This window comes from Rhodopirellula bahusiensis (genome assembly GCF_002727185.1).
In the GTDB taxonomy this organism is placed as follows: Bacteria; Planctomycetota; Planctomycetia; order Pirellulales; family Pirellulaceae; genus Rhodopirellula; species Rhodopirellula bahusiensis.
Genome location: NZ_NIZW01000031.1, coordinates 14,405 through 34,663 on the forward strand (window position 1 = coordinate 14,405; position 20,259 = coordinate 34,663).

12 protein-coding genes and 1 pseudogene are annotated in these 20,259 nt (G+C 55.3%); 5 read left to right on the plus strand and 8 right to left on the minus strand.

The features are described from left to right. The first annotated feature begins 111 nt into the window (after positions 1-111). The gene (upp, locus tag CEE69_RS27240; RefSeq protein WP_099263731.1) at positions 112-747 is read left to right on the plus strand and encodes a uracil phosphoribosyltransferase; all 636 of its coding nucleotides are present in this window, start codon (positions 112-114) and stop codon (positions 745-747) included. A 414-nt stretch (positions 748-1,161) separates the two neighbouring features. Here the strand turns inward: upp and CEE69_RS27245 are convergent, their stop codons facing one another. From CEE69_RS27245 to larC, 5 genes are all read right to left on the minus strand, one after another. Beyond that, complete coding sequence (locus CEE69_RS27245; protein WP_099263732.1) at positions 1,162-1,620, minus strand: transposase; 459 nt, start codon at positions 1,618-1,620, stop codon at positions 1,162-1,164. A 328-nt stretch (positions 1,621-1,948) separates the two neighbouring features. After that, positions 1,949-3,493 (minus strand): sugar ABC transporter ATP-binding protein, encoded by a 1,545-nt coding sequence (locus tag CEE69_RS27250; protein ID WP_099263733.1) that lies wholly within the window; start codon positions 3,491-3,493, stop codon positions 1,949-1,951. Beyond that, positions 3,490-5,298 carry an oligoendopeptidase F gene (gene pepF, locus CEE69_RS27255; RefSeq protein ID WP_099263734.1) on the minus strand — a complete coding sequence of 603 codons (1,809 nt, stop codon included), beginning with the start codon at positions 5,296-5,298 and terminating at the stop codon, positions 3,490-3,492. The genes CEE69_RS27250 and pepF overlap by 4 nt, the downstream gene beginning before the upstream one ends. A gap of 82 nt (positions 5,299-5,380) precedes the next feature. Continuing rightward, on the minus strand, positions 5,381-6,610 hold the full coding sequence (locus tag CEE69_RS27260) for a hypothetical protein (RefSeq protein WP_099263735.1): 1,230 nt from the start codon (positions 6,608-6,610) through the stop codon (positions 5,381-5,383). A 216-nt stretch (positions 6,611-6,826) separates the two neighbouring features. Continuing rightward, the gene (larC, locus tag CEE69_RS27265) at positions 6,827-8,050 is read right to left on the minus strand and encodes a nickel pincer cofactor biosynthesis protein LarC (protein WP_099263766.1); all 1,224 of its coding nucleotides are present in this window, start codon (positions 8,048-8,050) and stop codon (positions 6,827-6,829) included. 154 nt (positions 8,051-8,204) lie between these two features. Here larC and CEE69_RS27270 point away from each other — a divergent pair, with 154 nt between their 5' ends. Together CEE69_RS27270 and CEE69_RS27275 are read left to right on the plus strand one after the other, a co-directional pair. Next, the gene (locus tag CEE69_RS27270; protein WP_008654382.1) at positions 8,205-9,278 is read left to right on the plus strand and encodes an LOG family protein; all 1,074 of its coding nucleotides are present in this window, start codon (positions 8,205-8,207) and stop codon (positions 9,276-9,278) included. A 334-nt stretch (positions 9,279-9,612) separates the two neighbouring features. After that, the gene (locus CEE69_RS27275; protein WP_011122652.1) at positions 9,613-11,082 is read left to right on the plus strand and encodes an aldehyde dehydrogenase family protein; all 1,470 of its coding nucleotides are present in this window, start codon (positions 9,613-9,615) and stop codon (positions 11,080-11,082) included. A 160-nt stretch (positions 11,083-11,242) separates the two neighbouring features. Here CEE69_RS27275 and CEE69_RS27280 read toward each other — a convergent pair whose 3' ends face one another. Beyond that, the gene (locus CEE69_RS27280) at positions 11,243-11,431 is read right to left on the minus strand and encodes a hypothetical protein (RefSeq protein WP_143549349.1); all 189 of its coding nucleotides are present in this window, start codon (positions 11,429-11,431) and stop codon (positions 11,243-11,245) included. Between the two features lie 387 nt (positions 11,432-11,818). Between CEE69_RS27280 and CEE69_RS27285 the strand changes: the two genes are divergently transcribed. Continuing rightward, positions 11,819-14,950 (plus strand): DUF1583 domain-containing protein, encoded by a 3,132-nt coding sequence (locus CEE69_RS27285; RefSeq protein WP_233215694.1) that lies wholly within the window; start codon positions 11,819-11,821, stop codon positions 14,948-14,950. 84 nt (positions 14,951-15,034) lie between these two features. Here CEE69_RS27285 and CEE69_RS27290 read toward each other — a convergent pair. Further along, positions 15,035-16,151, minus strand: a pseudogene (locus CEE69_RS27290) (ISAs1 family transposase). Positions 16,152-16,479: 328 nt separating this feature from the next. On the opposite strand from CEE69_RS27290, the gene CEE69_RS27295 reads away from it, so the two are divergent. Beyond that, positions 16,480-17,706, plus strand: a complete 1,227-nt coding sequence (locus tag CEE69_RS27295) for a transglutaminase-like domain-containing protein (protein WP_233215695.1) — start codon at positions 16,480-16,482, stop codon at positions 17,704-17,706. Positions 17,707-17,762: 56 nt separating this feature from the next. Here the strand turns inward: CEE69_RS27295 and CEE69_RS27300 are convergent, their stop codons facing one another. Next, positions 17,763-20,135, minus strand: a complete 2,373-nt coding sequence (locus CEE69_RS27300) for a right-handed parallel beta-helix repeat-containing protein (protein WP_233215696.1) — start codon at positions 20,133-20,135, stop codon at positions 17,763-17,765. Positions 20,136-20,259 lie beyond the last annotated feature (124 nt).

Below are 20,259 nucleotides of genomic sequence, written 5' to 3' on the forward strand. Positions count from 1 at the left end.
CCACACAGGCTTTCCGTTGCTCATTCTGCTTCACTGACTTGATCGATCATCGGCGGACTTCGATCATGCTCTTGCACCCATCTCATTCATTCGCCCCTAGCCACCCAAGTCATGTCGCACGTTCACGTTTTGCAGCACCCTTTGGTTTCGCATCACCTTTGTCAATTGCGAGACAAACGGACTCGGCCGCCCGAGTTTCGATCCGCCGTTTCGCGGCTGGCGATGTTGATCGGGGTTCGCGCGACGGATGACTTGTCGACCCAACCCGTCACCATTCCAACTCCGGTGGCGGACGCACCGTGTCACGAGTTGGCAGCCGACATCGGGATCGTGCCCGTGCTTCGAGCGGGACTGGGAATGGTCGATCCGTTGCTGGATTTGATTCCCGATGCCTCCGTGTGGCACCTGGGTTTGTATCGCAACGAGCAAACTGCCGAACCGGTTGGTTACTACGACAAACTGCCGAAGAAAGGCGCACCGAACGTCGCCTTGATACTCGATCCAATGTTGGCCACTGGCGGATCGATCGACATGGTCGTTCGCCGTTTGATGCGCTGGGGCGTCGAAGACATTCGTGTTCTCAGCATCATCGCATCCCAAGCCGGACTCGACCGCGTGGCCAAAGATTTTCCCGACGTCAAACTGTTCGTGGCAGCCGTCGACCCCAGCTTGAACGAACAAGCCTTCATCGTCCCCGGCCTCGGCGACGCCGGCGACCGGATCTTTGACACGCCTCAGCACGACTGACAGTGTGTTACGTGAGTTTTCGAGCAGCGAATTCGCGATTCAATGTAACGCAGCGGATTCGTCCCAGGCCCGATTCGCCACAGGCCCAACGGGCCGATCCTATGTTAGCCCAGGGCAACGCCCTGGGTTTGTGGGCCGAACATTCCCGGTAGCCCCGACGGGGCGGTGCTAGTCAGCCAGCGATGGATAGGGCCGCCCCGTTGGGGCTACGGGTTGCTTTTGCCGCCGGTTTCCCAGGGCCTCGCCCTGGGCTGAAATAGCAATGCCCCGTTGGGGCGGACGAAGACACAATGCAGCTTCGCTGCATATTCCCAAGGCCCAACGGGCCGAGCCTAATCTAGCCCAGGGCAACGCCCTGGTTTCGTGAAACCGAACAATCCCCCGTAGCCCCAACGGGGCGGCCCTGGTCTGACATCAGTCCCAAACATAACGTTCGTCGATCTCAAGTTCATGCCGTTTGCAGAAGTCTCGAAATTCGTCCTGGAATGAAAGTTGGCGATGATGCTTTTCTTGGTTGCCAACGTACTGGATCACTTTCGGGACGTTGGTTTGGCTGACGGAGAAGGCACCGTATCCAGCTTGCCAAGCGAACTCCGTCGTTCCTTTTGGTTGGCGTTTGATCCATTTGCTGGTTTCCGTTTTCATGTGCTGAACCACATCCTTGATAGCGAAACTCCGGTTGAGCGTGAGCAGTGCGTGAACATGATCTTCGACTCCACCGATCTTGATTGCTGGTGATTGAACATTGTCGCGTAAAACCGTCGCCATGTACGCGTAGAGTTCCGATCGCAAGGTCGCATCCTTCAGCCAAGGAATTCGTCCCTTGGTGGAAAAGACGATGTGCAGATAAACGCGGGCCAAAGATTGCGGCATGGTTCAATTCTGCGAACGGCACAAAATTCAAAGAACACGACGCACCCGTCACGGAGACGCCACAGGCCCAACGGGCCGACCCCATTCTAGCCCAGGGCAACGCCCTGGGTTTTCAAAACGGCGCGAATGTTGGTAGCCCCAAAGGGGCGGCGATAATCAGTTAGAGCCGCCCCTTTGGGGCTACCGGCGTGTTCATTCCGACGGATTCCCAGGGCTTCGCCCTAGGCTGAAATAGCACTGCCCCGTTGGGGCGAAAATGGACTCCCAGGGCTTTGCCCTGGGCTGAGATAGTGTTGCCCCTTTGGGGCGGAGGGGCCCCATGACTTGGTCAGGATGTTGCCGCAGCGCCGAGCGCTTCGGTCAGCAGACTGTGTTCGGTCCATTCGCTTGCTGGGCGGATGCCGGTCAGGCTTCCTTGGTGAATCACGCCGATTGAATCGCAGACGCCGAGCAACTCGGGCAAGTAACTGCTGATCAACAAGATCGCTTTGCCTTGCGCCGCCAACTCACCAATCGTTTGATAGATCGTGCGTTTGCTGCCGATGTCGATGCCCCGAGTGGGCTCATCGAGCAACAGGATCTCGCAATCGTGATGCAGCAAACGAGCCAAGGCGATTTTCTGCTGGTTGCCGCCGGATAGCTCACCAATCGCCTGATCGGGATCGCTCGCCCGAACCGCCAATTCTTTCATCCAGTGCTCGGTCGCTTTCTTCATTTCCGATCGGCGAAGGAACGGGCCTCGTCGGTAAGGTTCCGTACGAGTCAGCGTCAGGTTCTCGGTCAGACTGCGTTCCAAGAACAAGCCTTCGTTCTTGCGATCCTCGGACACCAAACCCATCGCGTCTCGGATCCAACTCTTCTGCGGATCCCGCCGCGCATCTTCGCGACCCATCACGACGACTTTGCCAGACGCCAATCGATCCAGCCCAAACAGGGCTCGAATGGTTTCCGTCCGTCCCGCGCCGATCAATCCGGCGAGCCCTAAGATCTCGCCTCGGTGCAGCGTCAATGAAACATCGGTAGGCAAACGTGACCCGCGAACATCTTCGAGTTGCAACACGGGTTCGCCACGAACATGGTCGAGGTCGGGATAGAGTTGCGAGATCTCACGACCAACCATCATCTGCACGATGGAATCCATCGGCATCCAATCCGGATCGTTTTCAGTCAAGCTGCCTGAGCCTGCTGTCACGCCATCACGTAGGACGGTGAAGCGATCACCGATCAACTGACACTCTTCTAGGAAGTGACTGATATACAGCACGCTGACGCCTTCGGATTTCAGTCGCTCGATTACCGTGAACAGGTTCTCGGTGTCGACCTGGGTCAGGCTGCTGGTAGGTTCGTCCAAGATCAACAGTTTCAGCTTGCGGCCGGCCACAACCGCGCGAGCGATCTCGACCATTTGCTGCTGAGCGATCGACAATTCGCGAACGGGTTGCGCCGGATCAATGTCTTCGCAGTGCAACCGCTTCAAAGCTTCCTTGGCGATCGCGTGTTGCCGGCCACGATCCAGCCAACCACCGCCGCGTCCGCCCCATCGAGACGGTTCGTCACCCAAGGTGATGTTGTCCGCGACCGACAAATCAGGAGCCAAGTTCAGCTCCTGATAAATCATCGCGATGCCCGCGGCCTGGGAGGCTCGCGGGTTGCTCAGATCGACTTCTTCCCCATCGATACGAATCCGACCGGCGTCCGGGCAATGAGCGCCGGACAGGACCTTCATCAACGTGCTCTTGCCAGCCCCGTTTTCGCCAATAATCGCGTGCACTTCCCCCGGACCAACGACCAAGTCCACGCCGTCGAGCGCCTTGGTCGATCCAAAGTGTTTGCGAATTCCGGTCAGTTCCAGACGATGGGTGGCGTCGGTCACAGCAGTTCGTCGAGTTGCTTGGAAAGACTGGCGAAGTGATCCAAGGTCGTCTTCACCGCTTCGGGCTGGGTCATGTCGACACCGGCGCCACGAAGCAGATCCAAGGGGTCTTGGCTGCAACCACCACGCAAGAAGTTCAGGTAGTCATTCAGTTCGGATTCGCCACCGCCGAGGACGCGACGACTGAGAGCCACGGCGGCACTGAGTCCGGTGGCGTACTTGTAAACGTAGAACGCACGGTAGAAGTGAGGGATGCGGAAACATTCCAGTTCCAACGCATCATCGACGATGAAATCGGGACCGAAGTAAGCGTCGAGCAATTCGCGATACACCGCGCGGAATGACGCAACCGTCAACGGCTCGCCGGCTTCCGCCATCTCGTGCGTCTTCTTTTCAAACTCCGCGAACATCGTTTGCCGGACCACGGTGGCGCGGATGCTGTCGAGTTCATTGTTGATCAAATAGGCTCGCTCGGCATCGTCTTGAGCATTCTCAAGCAAGTGATGCGTCAGCAATTGTTCGTTGAACGTGCTGGCCACTTCCGCCACGAAGATCGTGTAGTCGTAGTACTGATAAGGCTGGTTCTTCGATGAGTACCAACTGTGCATTGAGTGCCCGGCTTCGTGCGTCAGCGTGAACACATCGTTGAGCACTTCCTCTTTGAAGTTCATCAAGATGAACGGGTCGCCATCGAACGACCCGCAACTGAACGCGCCGCTCTGTTTGCCTCGGTTGGGATAGCGATCAGACCAACGTCCACGCAGCCCTTCTTCCAACGTCGACACGTATTCTTGGCCAAGCGGTTGCAACGATTCCAGCACCACGTTGACGGCTTGATCCCACGTGTGATGCTTCTTGATTCCCGACAGAATCGGCACGTAGGTGTCGTAGTGATGCATGTCGGGCAAGTTCATCTTGCGACGACGCACGTCCAAGTATTCATGAACCGCTGGCAACGAATCTCGCACCGCTTGGATCAAGTTGTCATAGACCGACACAGGCATGTTGTCGGGGAACAACGACGATTCCAAGCTGCTCTCGTAGTTGCGGGCTCGAGCGTAGTACACATCCCGGTGGATGCTGCCGGCCAACGTCGCGGCGAGTGTGTTCTCGTGTTCCGAGAAGACTTGGTAGTACTGATCAAACGCCTTCTTGCGAACGTCGCGATCGGTGCTGTGCAGGAACTGAATGAACGTCGCGTGCGACAACTCCATCCGTTGTCCGTCTTCGTTTTCCAGCTCACCGAACCGCAGGTCAGCGTCGTTGAGTTGTCGAAACGCGTTGCCCGCCGCACCAGCCATCTCGCCTTGCATCGCCAGCAAACGTTCTTCGCGATCGGTCAATGTGTGCGGTCGATACCGAACGATTCGCTCAAGCAACAACTTGTAGGGTTCCAGAACCGGATCGTTCAAAAACGATTCCATCTTTTCCGGTTCGATGCTCAGCAATTCGGGACGAACAAAGCTGCTGGCCTGCGACGCCTTCACAGCCAAGTTTTGAAACCGCGACTTGCGGGCTTGGTGATCGCTGTCGGATTGATTCTCGGTTGTTCGCAGAAACGCGTACGTGCCACAACGTTCTGCCATCCGGTCGAACTCGCCATCGAAATCCAAGAATTCACGGATGACTTGGGCCGATTCGCCCAAGCGTCCTCGGAAGGTTTCGAAGGTGTCGATTTTCGACGTCAGCGTGTCGAAATCGGCCTGCCAACCCTCCTGGGATTCGTACAGGCTGGACAGGTCCCAGCAATCGCTGGCGGCGACTTCGTCGCGGGTTGGCAATTTCGTGGCGGCGGGTGCGTTCATCCGTGGAGCATCGTTGGTGAGAGGAGTGGAGACGAGATTGAGTGCGATAGTTTAGCACCGGACTCAAACCGCCATCACCGCCTCACGGGGAGAGCCCCAGATCCTCCGAATTCCGCTGATTCGCCGCATTTTTGAACGGATTTGGCCCCACGGAATGAATCCGCCATCCCTCGCCGGAAGTCTTCTCGATCTTCAACGGATCTCCGGAATACGGATCTTGCGTCGCGATGACCGGCAAATCCAATTGCTCATACGTCAACTCCTCTCCGGTCAATTCGTGCATTCGAATCGCGTTGAGAATTCTCAAGCAACGACATCGAATACGGTCTCGTTCAAACGATGCACGACAAGCATCCACCGCCGTCATCGCAATTTGGCTCAGAGCACCCAGAGGTGGTCCACGGGTTGCCGGCAAGTCACATGTTGGCGTCTTGCCCAAGTCGATCTGTGTCTTCATCGCCGACAGATAGTCCTGAAGTCCTCCTGAGATGGATCGGATCATGCCCATGGATTCGAATGATGCGATCCCGTACGCCCGTTCGGTTTTAAGAGCATGCAAGAACGCGTCGCTCGATTCATGCTCCACCAATGCTTGTTCGATTGCCGCGTGCGTGCCGGGATCCAGCGGTTCCGCCTGCAAGATCGCGTTGAGTTGATCAATAGCGGACTGCCGGATCGCAACGTTGGTTTGATAAACAACGACTGTCGGTCCCGTCTCTTGCAATCCTGTCAAACGCATTAAATCGACGCACAGCATCGCGGACTCATCGACCTTGCCTTTGGCTGCCAAGAACCGTGAACCACAAAGCATCAACCGGCCAACCATTCGCAATCGGCTGACTTCTTTCAGCAAGACTTGCATGTATTGATCGGGCGGCATCACACCGGACGGCGTCAGCGGCGATGGCCACGCATAACGCTGGCAATGCGACGCGTCGCGCAAAGCGGGCAAGACCTGCGGGTGTTGTTGAAAAGCATCCTCTAACAACGCCACGTTTTGGGCCGACAATGGTTGGTGATGATCAGCGGCAGCATCGGAAATCAGATAGGGCTGCAGTTTCTTGTAGAGGCGTTCTGCCGGTTCGATCACCTCCAGAATTTCACTTCGCGCATCGACCTTGTCCGCCAATGGCCAAACGGAAACGGGAGTTGGATCACCGAATTCCGAAAGCGAAATCGGGTCACCGTTCGATGCAATGGCCTGCAACTGAGCCCGAACCCGATACTGCCGAAGCCCGATCGGGAACGTCACCGACAACAGACCGACGCACAGTAAACCCAGACAGCCGAGTGAAATTGTTTTTGCGTTCATGCTCCCCCAGGCCAGATCACCCGCTAGGAGGGGCGCAAAAAATTTGGCTTCCCGCTTTGTGGCCTCTTTGTAGCAAGTAGGCCAGGTTTTCACCTGGCAACCCAGCCGATGCTTCGAAAGAAGCGAGGCGTGCTGGCACTTCCAACCCGTTAGTAATGTGAGTCGTGCTCGCGCTCGCCAGGTGGAACCGTGGCCTACGACCTACGAGGCTAAATCTCAAGTGACACCGGAGGGCTCGCGCCCTACCGCTAACAATTCTGCGAACGCAGCCTGGGCCTCGACACGGATTTGATCAGCCGGTTTTCCGGTCGCGGAAGACAGACGTTTGACCTCGTCGTTTTCCAACGAGAAACGCAGCGTTCCGTCAGGCAATCGCACCGTCTTGCCCGTCGCGGATCCGTCGGGCGTTTGCACGATCTGACTTTCGCGAGCCAGCTTGGAACGATTCATCTCCGTTCGACGAATTCCAATCGTGCTGGTTTGAGTGAAGAGCAACGTTTGCAACGCACCGATTCGGCTGGCGTCGCAAAGCACCGAAACCGTCGTCGCCAAACGTCCCTTTTTCATCACGATGGGAGTCTGCCAAACATCGAGGGCTCCCGCGTTCATCAACAACTCGCTGACATTGGCCAACTGCTCCGCCGTCGCGTCGTCAATGTTGCTTTCCAGCAGTGTGACGCGATCGGTTTCGATCTGACCTTGGGAAGAACTCGCTTCGGTCAGCTCACCCAGCGTCACCCGCAACACGTTGGCCTGACCTTCCAAATCACGCGTTCCCGATCCGTAGCCCACTCGCAACGGAGTCATCGCCGGAGGCGGACCAAACGATCGAGCCAGCGTCTTGATGATTGCGGCCCCGGTGGGCGTGGTCAGTTCGGATTCGATGTCGCATGCCATCAACGGCACACCCGTCAAAATTTCCGCGGTGGCAGGCGCCGGCACAGCAACACGGCCGTGATCAATCGTGATCGCACCGGTCCCGGTCGGGATCGTGGATGACGTCGCGTGTTGAATGTCCAACGCATCGATCGCGATCGCCACGCCGACGATGTCCGCGATGGAATCGATCGCGCCAACCTCGTGGAAGTGAACTTTCCGAAGCGAACAACCATGGACCTTGGCTTCCGCTTCGCCCACGCACAGAAAGATTTTTTTCGCGAGAGCCTTGGCGGATTCGTTGATCTCGGTGGCCTCGTCGATCATCGCATCGATGTGATGCAGATGCCGGTGAGCCTTTTCCGGCGGATGATCGATGTGAATCTGCACGGCACGGAAACCGCACTTTTTCACTTCCTCGGTCCGCAGCTTCAAATCCGGCAGATTCAGCGATTGCAGCCCCTGCTGGATCTGGTCCACGGACACGCCCAAATCGATCAGGGCGCCCAAGGTCATGTCGCCGCTGATTCCCGATAAACAGTCAAAGTGCAGTGTTTTTGTCATGCGGATAATGGAGCAAAACGAATCGAATTTACCAAGCCGACCATTCATCAAAACCTCACCTGGGGCGTCCACAAATCGCGTTCCGGTGAACACCTGATTCGTGGTAACTTGTCTGCCTACCGCAACTTGCTTGTCATCTCCTCCGGAACTTTTCATGACCGACGAAAACGAAAATTTGCCAGCCGAAGCCATTGGCGAAGATGAATTGCAACGGCCGCAACCGATCGACGATCCGATCTCCGACAATCAGTCGCAGGACTTGTACCAAGTCATGCGGCACACGATCGAGCGATTGGAAAAGGACAACACGGCTCGCGGTGACGTGAAGATCCTTTCCCGAACGATCCGGGAACTGCGGTACGCGTTCAAAGTCTTTCGTCCCTATCGTCGGCGACGCAAAGTCACCATCTTTGGATCGGCCAGGACGGCACCCGATCGCCCCGATTATCAAGCCGCTGTGGACCTGGGTCGCCGAATGGCCGCTCACGGTTGGATGGTGATCACCGGTGCCGGCGGCGGCATCATGGAAGCCGGTCACAAAGGTGCCGGACGCGATGCATCGATGGGCTTGAATATCATGTTGCCGTTCGAACAAGGCGCGAACGAATACATCGAGAACGATCCCAAGCTGGTCACGCTGAAGTACTTCTTCACTCGCAAGTTGATGTTCTTGAAAGAGTGCAGCGGCATCGTCTGCTTGCCCGGAGGTTTCGGAACGCTCGACGAAGGCCTCGAAGTGCTGACGCTGTTGCAAACTGGCAAGCAAACCATGATGCCGTTGATCTTCCTCGATCATCCCGGCGGCAGTTACTGGAAGGACCTCGGCAAATTCATTGACAAGCAACTGATGTGCAACGGCATGATCAGTCCCGAGGACGTGGCCCTCTACAAGATCACCAACTCAGTCGATGAAGCCGTCGAAGAACTGCTGACGTTCTACGACGTGTATCACTCCCAACGCTACGTCGGTCATCAGTTGGTGTTGCGGATGAAGCAAAAGCTTTCTGAGGAAGCGTTGGAATCCATCCGGACCAACTTCGCTGACATTCTGAAAGATGGCACGTTCGAACAAACCGGTCCATTGCCAGAAGAAGCCGGCGAGCCCGAGCTGGCCGACTTCCCAAGGTTGGTGTTCCACTTCAACCGTCGAGGCCTCGGTCGATTGCGGATGTTGATCAACCAAATCAACGGACATCCTCTGACCACCACACCCGATCCCGAGTGCTGAGCAGATACGTGATCGTTTGTGTTGGCCTTCTCGTACGATGGGCTCCCAACCCGTCGATCACAACCCGAAGCGTCGCGGCTTGTCGATTGAGCCGTCAACGACGTTTGAACGCATGTAGGATGGGCACTCTTTCCCGTCGGAGTGGTGGATGTCGGCCAAGAGTGGCCAACCTACAGCAAAACCGACAAACCGGTCAGCGAGGGACCACATCGCCCCTCGCCCCCATGCGTTTCGAAGAAGCATCTTCGCGATCGCATTTGTTGGCATCCTCGCCTGCGAAGCCTTAAGCTAAAAGCTTGATTCCCATCCCCATCGCAGCCGACGAGGATCTCTGATGTCGACAACCCTTCCAGAAATCGCACCCCCAAAAGTCCGTCACACCCAGTTGTTCATCGACGGCCAGTGGCGGGATTCAGCCAGCGGAAAAACCTTCGCCACGATCAACCCCGCGACCGAAGAAGAGATCGTTCAAGTCGCCGAAGGTGACAAGGAAGACATCGACGCTGCGGTGAAAGCAGCTCGCAAAGCGTTTGAGTCGGGTCCCTGGCGGACGATGGACGCTCGCGATCGCGGACGGCTGATGATGAAGTTGGCCGATGCAATCGAGAACGAGATCGATGAGCTGGCTCAACTTGAAACACTCGACAACGGCAAACCCCTTCGCGAATCACGGCACGCGGATTTGCCCCTGGTGATCGATGCCCTGCGTTACTACGCCGGCTACGCGGACAAGATCCAAGGCGAAACGGTTCCCATCCGCGGCAACTACCTCTGCTACACGCGGAAAGAGCCGGTCGGTGTGGTTGGCCAGATCATCCCCTGGAACTTCCCCATGCTGATGGTCGCCTGGAAGTGGGGCCCGGCTCTCGCCACCGGTTGCACGATCGTGATGAAGCCCGCTGAACAGACACCGCTGACCTGCCTGCGAATGGCACAGCTCGCCAAAGAGGTCGGTTTCCCCGATGGCGTCATCAATGTCGTGCCGGGCTTTGGCCCGACCGCCGGTGGAGCCTTGGTCGACCATCCCGGCGTCGACAAAATCGCGTTCACGGGAGAACACCGAACGGCTCAGTTGATCATGAAGAACTCCGCCCAATCGTTGAAACGACTGACGTTTGAACTGGGCGGCAAAAGTCCCAATGTGATCTTCAGCGACGCAGACTTGGACGCCGCCGTGCAAGGCAGCTTCGTGGGTCTGTATCTGAACCAAGGCCAATGTTGCTGTGCCGGCAGTCGCGTGTTCGTCGAAGAATCGATTCACGAAGCCTTCGTCGAAAAACTAACCGACCTGACAAACAAACGCGTCGTCGGCAACCCGTTTGAGCACACCACCGAACAAGGTCCCCAAATCGACCAAGCTCAATTCGACAAGATCATGAGCTACATCGACAAAGGCAACCAGCAAGGCGCTTCCTGCGTCAGTGGTGGCAAGCGTTCCGGTGATCGTGGTTACTTCATTGAACCGACCGTGTTCACTGACGTTCAAGACGACATGGCGATCGCTCGCGATGAGATCTTCGGTCCAGTGATGAGTGTGCTGTCATTCAAAGACAGCGACGACATTCTGAAACGAGCCAACGACACAATGTTTGGCTTGGCCGCTGCCGTGTGGACACAAGACATCAAGAAAGCCCATCACTTCGCCGCCAACGTTCGCGCGGGAACCGTGTGGGTCAACTGCTACGACGTCTTCGACGCCGCCGCCCCATTCGGCGGATTCAAGATGAGTGGCCAAGGCCGCGAGCTAGGAACCGAAGGCCTGAAGGCTTACTTGGAAAGCAAAACCGTCACGGTCGCCCTTTGAGCCATGGGAACGGAGTGGTCTCGAGGAGCAATCCTCGAGACCGTTTCATTGACTTTGACTCAAGCAGGATCGGATATACGAGCCGTTTGAGTGTTAGTCGCGGTTCACATGCACAACCGGGCAGCGCCCCACAGGCTCCCGTGCTTGCCCTCAATCGCTGCTACCGATCTGATTCGTTCGACCGAACGTGATAGCGTGCGTTGATCACTTCTGGATCGTAGTGACCGCCGCTTTCGCTCAAGTAACGTTTGTAAATTTCGGCACGGTAGGAGCGATCGACCGGCGAGTCTCGATACTCATCTTGGATCAATCCGATGCGTTCAAATGGAATCAATTGAAACCCGTCCATCGATTCAAACCCATCACGAAACCTGAAATTCAGCGTCGAAATGTTCTCGAACACTTCTGGTTGAATCTCTTAGGGCAGCTCAAAGTGTCCTTCGGCTGGCAGATCCGCGAACCGTCCCTTTTCTTTGCTCTCCATGCCTTCGACCGTTCCTGACCCTATCGGTTAACTCAAATGCACGCCGTCTTCCCCTGGCAATGTCCGTCGCAGACATCACGAACGTTTTTGATGGCGGTTTTCCTCGCGGCGTCGTGGGTAGGAGTCGCGACGGCTCAAGATAAAAACCAAAATTTTAACGCTGTCAGGCGATCTGATCTGACGGCATTTGGTGAGATATTTGGTGAGCAAACCTTCATCGAATCCGGCATCGTCATTTGTCGGAACGCATCAATGCTGTCCCCTTCGGATCGTTATGAGTACTTGCTTTCATGGGTGACCCCAACGATCAGTCATCCCGGATTTCGGGTGACCGCGGATTTCTCAGCGGCTGGCGCGCCGAATTGGGTGCGCGCGAGCGACAGAGACGGAGCTGAGTATTCCGAACACCCAACGATTGTTTCTCCGGCTGTCGATTTGATCCGATTGGCGAGACAGCTTGAATCGTCGGACGCGTTACGTCGGCGAATTACCAATTGCCCAGCCACATCGCCACGGATGAAACGCAATCAACTCACGCTACTCGCTTTGATTGCTATGCAACAAGGCGATGCGGCGCGTGCGGAACAGCATTTAGAACATCTGGTAGAGGCGGTTCGAACGGATGAGTCAATTTCGGACGAAATCGGATACGAAACTTTACTGCTCGCAGACGAAGCGGCTCGATCAAACCCTTCCAGCCTTGCGGTTCGCGAACTCGTTTTGTTCGTCATTCTTGCTCGTCAGAAGGATTACGTTCGTCCCGCTTGGATTCGACATTTGGTTGCGGCGCGAGCGAAAATGGACGGATCAACAGCGGAAGGCTCGTTGGGGCACGAAGTGAGTCCTCAGTGGTACATCGCGAGTCGTGAACGAGCCTTTGAACACGGCAATGCGTTCCCGCTTCCATCCCCAATCATTGGTACCGGTCACTATCGCAACTTGTGGAACTACGGTGACGAGTATCTCTTTTATCAATCGCCGCTGCGTGGTTCGTTTACGATTGACGCGCTCGCGACAGGGTTCGGCTACCAGGAGGCTGAACTGATGGTTGGTGGATACTGGGCTGGCCTCGTTTTCGACCATGAACAATGCCTCACTGGCAATATTCGCGAGGAACTTAGCCGCCATAACATCGGGCGGCCTCTCACGGACACTGGTAGCTATGGGTATCTGCGTACAAGAGTGGACGTCCGCGACGGCACTGCAACCACGTCAATCAGTGGCCGAACAATTCACCAGCAGCCGATCGCAGATTCGGCCGATCCGTGGGTTGCGATTCGTACGAACTACCGTATCCAAGGTGGCGTGGATAACTTGAGGATCTCGGGCAATCCCGTTATTCCAGATAGTCTCGAGATGATTGATTCCGAAGAACTGCTGGGTTGGTATGACTACTTTCAAGCACCTGGGAAAACCGATCATCCGCTCGCCAATTGGTCCGCTGAAATTGGCACGGAGATTGGTTCGTCGGTCATCCGTGAAATCTCAGATCCACAGGTCACTCGGCTTCCCAATGGGAGTCATGACGAGCATCTTCTACGTTATATGCGGCCGATGGTTGAGAACGGTACTATCGAATATGAGTTTTGGTACGAGCCCGGCAAAACAATGGCGCACCCGGCGCTCGGCCGAAACTGTTTTTTGATCCGTGAAGACGGAGTTGGCTTGCATCGGCTGACCGACGGCAGGTTCGATCGAAGTGAATTACGTCCCGGAAACGAACGGAGCATTGACGCGCAGTCCGGGTCGCCCCCTCCGCTGCAGTCAAACGCGTGGAACCAACTGAGCCTCTCGCGTCGCGGTGATCAGATCCGGCTGCATCTGAACGGCGTTTTGATTTGTGAGTCCAAAATAGAACCGTCAACCGTGCCACCGTCTTTCGGCTTATTTCACTTCGCCGACCAAACTTCGCTGCGCGTCCGCAATCCGCGATGGGAAGGAGATTGGCCAAAGGAGCTTCCTTCCAGGGATGCACAACAGTTGGCTGCAAAGACCGAGAGCTTTCTCAAATGGACGTCGACCAATCCTGGGGAAGAAATGCGGCACCGGTTTGATGGATCTTCAATGATGACAGGATCGTTCGCGCAACCGCACGGCGACCCGACGAGAACAGTCAACGCGACCGATCGGGGTTTGGTGGTCAGGCAGTCGAGCGACGCCGGTTTTCGCGGTGCCTACGTGGCTCCGACGATCGAAGTGGGCGGCGACTTCGACGTTATCGTGTCATACGATCAATTTCAATGTGATTCGTTGCTCGAACGGGTCGGCAGCGTTCGCGTCCGGGTCATAGCCGACTCCATCGGCAGCGATGAGGCGATGATCCAAAGAGTCGAAGATCGTAGAAATGCGCACTTGATTCAGTGCATGAAGATGTTCACCACCGAGGGCAACCAACGGCGTCGCTATTTTGGTCAGGTTCCATGCGATGGAGATTCCGGAAGGATGAAGTTATCGAGACGTGGCGATACGATCCACTACTCGGCGGCCGATGGCGAATCCGACTATTTCTACTATCTGGGGAAAGAGTCATTCGTTGTCGACGATCTGGTTCGATTGGGGATTCAGCTCGGCGTGGACATTGAAGGCCCGGCAGGAAAAGTTAGCGGTCGATTCACTGAAATGTACGTTCGTGCCGAACATCTTGGCGGAAACACCGGGATCGACGAAATTGCAACCATCCAATCTTTGAACCAAAACGTCGCTCAACTGCCAGATTCGTTCTCACACGACTTCACCGAATCACCCCAAACAAGAACAGCGTTTTCCCACTGGGGAAACTCTATCAAGTCGGACGAAGGACTAAAAGTCACTTCGCCGGGAACGGATGATTGGACTAGCGCTGGGCTTGCTTTTCCAAATGCCATCGCGGGTGATTTTGATATCTCACTTGAATTCGCAACGGTCAAATTTCCAAAACCTGCCAAAGACCAAAATACACAAGTTCTTTTAGAAGTCGAATTGAGTGACAAAGACCGGACACAGATCAGCGCAACCTTGACAAAAACTGACGAAAACACTGTCGCCGCACAGGCGCTTGCGAGAATGAAGTACGACGGACGTTTTCTGTACCAAGTCATCGGCAATCAAGCCATCGACGACGTGAACGTTCTTCGTGTCGTGCGTCGTGGATCGCAAGTTTTCTGTGTCGCGGGACACGGTCCCGGTCAATCCGAGTCGATCATCGGTACCATGGTGACTTCGCAACTGCCGATCGATCCGAACAACGTTCGCGTGATGCTGCATACCGGTGGCGTGGGCCGAACGTCGCAGATGATCGTTCAATCAATCCGAGTGAAAGCGGCAAACATAGCAAGTGTCCGACCATATGGAATCATCCAGTCTTCGACACCAGTATCTCAGCCCGAAATACCGAATGAGCCGTGATCCCTAACCTCCCAACTCTTTGATTCTCTTCGAAAAATCTCTCCCAATGTTGCTCACCATGGCGCAGGGCGATTGCACGGGAAATCAAGGGCTGAAAACGACTTTTTCCATGTAGCTGTCGTCCCATTCCGCAGTGAGGCGTTTGTTTTTCACGCCACACTTGGCTGTCTTCTCTTGTTTTAGCAAACTGAGTGCGGTTCGCCTCAGCGTGCTGAAGTTCTCATCCCCATGCCCCTTGCGGATTCGACATTGGTCTTCGCCGAAGGTCACATCAAGTTGCCAGTGGCAACTGTTTTCAATTCCCCAATTACCACGAACCGCACCGGCGAAGTCTTCACCAGGCAACATCTTACTCACGATGTAGTATCGAACTGCGATCTCATCGCCTTTGCGACGCTGAGTGTTGTTGATCGACATTCCGATGGCCTGGAGCCCCTTCCATCTTGAGCCGTCTGGCAGGTCCTCAGGAAGCTCACACAAGTAGTAGCTTCGTTCGTCGATTCGACCATGAGCAGCCTCTTTCGTGTGATGCTCTGCAACATGCACTCTTGCAAAGTCATCTTCCAGGTGGGAAAGGAAGAACGCCTTGATCCCCTCGTGAAGCGTCGGCTGATTTCCCTTGACGGCCAAACAGTAGTCCGCTCCTTCGTCGATGATCTTGGCAGCGATTTCGGTTTGGCATCGCATCGATCGTGACCAAACCACCGGAAACCTCGATGATCTCAAGCAATTTTGGGATCGCCGTGATTTCGTTGCTCTTCTGGTCGACGATGGTCTGCCCAAGACTGAGGTGGTTGGCGGTTGCCCAAGCACTCACCATATGAATGGCGGCTTTCCCGCTTGCGTGGTCATAGCTTCGACGAAGCGTCTTGCCATCGATGGCGATGACTTGTCCGTTGGTGATCTTGTGCAGTTCGGTAAGCCACGCCAACAGAATCGGTTCAAATTCTTCTGGCTTGATTGCGTTGAGGATCGCGTTGAAACGATCGTGAGATGGAACGCCATGAGTCATATCCAGAAACTTGGCAAACCAGTCCTTCTTCGTGTTGGCGAATCGTGCGATTGCAACAAAGTCATCCGCTCCTGCGACAACTCCACAAATCATCATGAACAGTATGTTGACCAGCGGATAAACGGGTTCTCCTGGACGAGGGTCGGCTACGTTGCCAAGCTGATCAATCAGTGAAGTGAAGCGTTCCATCGAGACATACCAAAGTGAGGGCACCCGGCTGGCTGCGGTGAGTCAGCAGCCCAGACAGGGATATTTACTCACTGTCGCAGATCACCCAGTGTGGCGCAATCGCCCTGGGGTCTCGGGCGATGAAGTCGACAACAAAAGACGACTCCGTAGAGAATTTTTACTGGCGGAGTCATTCCATTCGGCGAGGACCTTTCATCAGTGGTTGCGCACGCTTGGGCCAGTCATACTGATGACTTGACTGGGCGTTTGAATCGGGAGCAGTGACCACTGCTGCGATCGGATGCCTGTTCCATGCCACTGCCTGACACTTGAACGCTGAGTCCATCTCATGAGACAGCCGTTTGTTGCCTTGATCCTTCCTACGTTTCTCCTCTGTCTTTCCGGGCTCGCATCGGCGGAGTTCGACACCGATCGACTGGCTCTGGCGGGAGACAACCGTGGGGAACTGGAACAAGCGCTGGCAGATGCACCAGCGGATCAACGGGAAGGGATCGAGTTTCTGATCGCGAATATGCCAGAGAGTGATCTGCAAACGCTTTCGGCGGACTACCTGTTGGAAAACACTCGACTGGCCTATCAAGCTTGGACCGATGCACCGTGGGCAAAGGAGATTCCCAAGGACATCTTTCTCAATCATGTTCTGCCGTACGCGAGCATCTATGAGCGACGCGACGAGTGGCGAGCCGATTTTCGAAAGCGCTGCCTGCCGATGATGGAAGGAGCGAGTTCACCGAGCGAAGCGGCCGCTTTGATCAATCAAAAACTATTCAAAAACGTCGGCGTGAAGTATTCCACTCGGCGAGTGAAGGCTGATCAAAGCCCACTGGAATCAATGGAAACCGGGTTGGCGTCGTGCACGGGTTTGTCGGTGCTGCTGATCGATGCTTGTCGATCCGTTGGGATCCCCGCTCGGTTCGTGGGCACGCCCCTGTGGTTCAATCAATCAGGAAATCACTCGTGGGTGGAAGTCTGGGACGATGGCTGGCATTTCACGGGTGCCGCGGAGCCAACCGGGAACGAACTGGATCGTGGTTGGTTTGTCGGCAATGCAACCAAAGCAGACCGTTCGTCAAAGGCCCACGCGATCTATGCGACCAGTTTCAAACAGACCCCGCTCTCGTTCCCTTGCGTTTGGAATCGAAAGCTTCGAAGCATTCCCGCTGTGAACGTGACCGACCGCTACGTTGCTCTTCAAAAGTCATTGCCGCCCGGCATGACCGAGTCGCTGTTTGTGGTCCATGGTGCGGATGGGAACCGAGCCAGTTGCCGATTGCGAGTCCTGGATGGCGACGAAGTTGTCTTTGAAGGTCAAACCAACGACGAGGGATTCGATGCCAACGATCATCTTCGCGTGAAACTGAAACAACAACACAAGTACTCCGTCTTGATTGGCGAAGGCGATCAAGTCATTCGTGACACCTTCATCACCAGCACGAAAGAACAACTTCACAAGCACCGTCTCACCTCCGAAGAAGCGGTCTCCGAATCACCAACAGACAAAACCACCCCCGAGATTAAAGCTTCGACTCCATCGCAGCAAGAAGAATCAAAATGAATGGCGAGGGCCTACCTGGGAAGCAAAGCCGTCACGGCTCACATCCTTGTCGCCAATCATTCCTGTCGGTCTGACTCGTTCGACAACACGCGATAACGAGCGTTGATCACTTCCGGATCGTAGTGACCGCCTCTTTCATTCACATATCGCTTGTAGACATCGGCGCGGTAGGAGCGATCAACTGGCGTAGCGCGAAATTTGTCGCGAACCAGTCCAATTCTTTCGAAGGGAATGGGCTGAAACCCGTTGGTCGTTTGAAAGCCTTCGCGGAATCGGAAATCCAGTTGTGCGAGGTCTTCAAACGCTTCCATCGAGATTTCTTCGGGCAACTCAAAGTGCCCCTCGGAGGGCAGATCCACGATCTTCCCAGTTTCCTTGCTCTCCATGCCTTCAACCGTTCCCGACCCACCATGAATGTGAAATGGGACTCGAACGCGATGCACATAGTTGTTTGCAACCACGCTGAATGTCTGCGCAAACGGATTGGTTTGGATGGCAGTGGACAACATTGGAAACTCCTTTTTCCAAACCCCGATGGACCATCCATTTTCGCCAAGCATTTGTTCCATCAAATAGAGATTGTCGCCTTTGTCCCCGTGTGGCAGATCGCGTCCAAAACGCTCCAAGCCTTTCCATTCGGCTTGCACTTCTTCTTCGGTGATCGCCCCCTTGTTGGTCCACCACATGTGATGGGTTTTCATCGTGATATTGTTGCGAAACGAATTCAACGGGCCATGGAACTGGGCCGCACCACGCCCCGATCGATAGAACACATTGCCATAGATCTGAAGTCCCATGCCTCCGTCATCATTTCGGAATCCAATCACCGGATGCCCGCCAGGCTCAAATAGATGGTGTACGAAATTGAAACGCAACACATTGTTCATGGTGTGCCACTTTGCTCCGCAATAGGCGACGTTGAAATCGCCCATCTCGTAGCCAATGTTGTAGAACTCGTTGAATTCCATCAGCGTGTCGACCGCGTTGAAACTCAGCGCTCCATTCATGTCGTGAATGAGATTGTGAGCGAAGTACATCCCCACGCCGTTCATTCCCATCACACCGTATCCGCGACGTCGACAGGAATGAACTTCGTTGTTCGTAGCGAAGTGGTAGCAGCGTTCGAGCGTTCGAAAGTCACCACCCCGCATCGAGAATGCACTTTCCAAATCGTGAAATTCACATCCCGTGATCCCATGCCGCGATCCGCCATTGATATCCACGCCACGATGAGTTCCGTTGCGGAAGACACAACCGGCGATCAAAACGTTGGCCCCATCCTCAATCGAAACGGCGCAGCGTCCCGAATCTTCGAAGATCAAATCGCGAAACACGCAGAAAGAAACGTTCTCCATCGCGATCGTTCCTTGATGAGATGGTGACAGCATCGACAACCGTGTCTTCTGTGGATCGATCTGGGTCGGGGGCCACAGGTACAGGATCTGATCTGTGGTGTCGAAATACCATTCCCCAGGCTCATCCAGTTCTGCAAGAACGTTGACCAAACGAATCCGCCGAGGAATTGATTTGATCTTGTCGGCGACTCCGTATCGCGTCGCTTGTTGAAGCTGGATGACACCGTCCTGAATGGCACCAACTGGTTCTCTTTGGAAATACCAATCGTTGTGCAAGTAACCCTCCACCTGCATCCTTTGGGTGCGTCGGAACTCGCTCTGCAGTAAAGGTGAAAGCGGTTCAACCGTGGTGAACTTCGCGCCGATCGGGTTGCCCGGACTTGCCGTCGGTGGCTTCTCACCAGGTTTCAACCAACGCGTCGTGGGACCTTTGTCGATGATCTGATCGATGTGACAGTATCCGAGGTTGGGCCACTGAGCCCGTCGAAGCAACTGACCATCAAAGGCGAGCCGAGTTGAATGATCGACGCCAGACAACCATTCGTCTGGAACACGAACCATCACAACTTTGTCTTGAGCATTCGGGTGCAAACGTCCCAGCAACGCCGGGTGCTCGACTCGCTGAGTGTCCTGCAATTCAATCGGCGTGCCCGCCGAGAGACGAACGGATCCAGGGACTTCGGCACGATAGATGATCGGTGCGTCTTCTGTCCCAGAATCCTGTTGCGATAGATGAAATGTTTCCGGCAGATGGTAAACACCGGGCAGCAGGACCACCTCGATTCCGCCCGCCGGTAGACCCGACTCGGCCTGAAGCCTTCGAATCGAATCACGAGCCTGGGTCAAATTGCTGAAAGGAGAATCCCTCGTGCCAACACCATCGTGCGCCGCCGACGAGGACACAAAGATGGCTCGATCTGGATCGCTGCTCGGCTTCCACTGGGACTCCAGAAACCGGTCGTGGTAACCAAGTTCGGAATAGGGTGGCGGTTGCAACTCATCTTGCGCAAACGACTGGATCGATAGGTTGGCAAAGACCAAACCCATCGCCAAAAACGATGTTGTTGAATTCATCAGGCGGGAGAGATGGAGGGAGGAACGCTCAGGGGTGAGCAGGTGGGAAGGTAGGCGGGACTTCAAATGGCCGACCATTTCAAATGGTCGGCCGGGAACATGACCGACGTCTCACTCGGCCGGC